The organism is Teichococcus aestuarii (assembly GCF_042651065.1).
Classification (GTDB): Bacteria; Pseudomonadota; Alphaproteobacteria; order Acetobacterales; family Acetobacteraceae; genus Pseudoroseomonas; species Pseudoroseomonas aestuarii.
The window spans coordinates 1-511 of record NZ_JBHSCH010000200.1; the positions used below are offsets into that span (position 1 = coordinate 1).

Here is a 511-nt window from a genome sequence, read left to right on the forward strand (position 1 = left end):
TGAAAGTGGCGCTCAGGCGGTGCATCCTGGTTACGGTTTTTTAAGTGAAAATGCCACATTTGTTGCCGCCTGCGCTGCCGCTGGTGTGCGGTTTCTTGGCCCTACCACAGAGCAAATGGCCGCCTTTGGCCTGAAACACCGGGCGCGCGAACTGGCACAACAGCAGCAGGTTCCGCTGTTACCCGGCAGTGGATTACTGACGGACTGTGACGCCGCACTCCAGACGGCGCTGGCAATTGGCTACCCGGTTATGCTGAAAAGCACAGCAGGTGGCGGTGGTATTGGTATGCAGCGCTGCAATGATGCCGGTGAACTGCAGGCCGCCTTTGAACGGGTAAAACGCCTGGCAGGCAATAACTTTGCCGATGACGGCGTTTTCCTGGAGAAATTTATTGCCCGCGCACGCCATATTGAAGTGCAGGTATTTGGCGATGGTCAGGGCAATGTACTGGCGCTGGGCGAGCGTGACTGTTCCGCACAACGGCGTAACCAGAAAGTTATTGAAGAAACC

General features: G+C 56.4%; 1 protein-coding gene. It reads left to right on the forward strand.

The window, feature by feature from the left end; all coding sequences use genetic code 11:
• On the forward strand, positions 1–511 hold a 511-nt coding region (locus ACFOY6_RS24360; RefSeq protein ID WP_379652489.1), incomplete at both ends, for an ATP-binding protein.